Below are 476 nucleotides of genomic sequence, written 5' to 3' on the forward strand. Positions count from 1 at the left end.
GCCGCGCCCTTGAAGCTGGGAGATATCCTGCAGATGCAGACCGGCCTGCCCAGCACCGCCCTGGATGCCAACCTGCAACTGTTCCAGTTGTTGCAGGCGGTGATCCAGTTGTCCAACAGCAACAGCGCGGTGGCGGCGAGCGTCATCAGCGCGGACGGCAAGAAGATGCCGGCCAGCGGCGACCACATCCACAGCGGGACCGCGGCCAGCAGCAACGCCACGACGATATCGCGCACTCGCACCCTCAGCGGCCGGGTGGCGTGCGGTGTCGTCAATGCCATGGCGATAGGCACCAGCAGCAGATAGCCCCCGGCGTGGGTGAGCAGCAGGCCCAGCAGCTCGTTGCGCGGATAGTGGACCCCAAACAGGGTGGACCACGCCTGTATCCAGCTCACGTCCAGGGCGGGCAATGCCACGCCCATCGCCAGCAGCATGCGGGTGCCCGCGGGAAAACGGGTGGGCGGCCATTGCAGTGC

At 67.0% G+C, this 476-nt stretch carries 1 protein-coding gene; it reads right to left on the reverse strand.

The window, feature by feature from the left end:
* Nucleotides 1–434 (reverse strand): hypothetical protein (locus CWM66_RS29005; RefSeq protein WP_158262975.1); only part of this gene is annotated, 434 nt, incomplete at its 3' end.
* Nucleotides 435–476: the final 42 nt, after the last annotated feature.

It is taken from the genome of Kosakonia sp. H7A, from assembly GCF_003028445.1.
Taxonomy (GTDB): domain Bacteria; phylum Pseudomonadota; class Gammaproteobacteria; order Enterobacterales; family Enterobacteriaceae; genus Kosakonia; species Kosakonia radicincitans.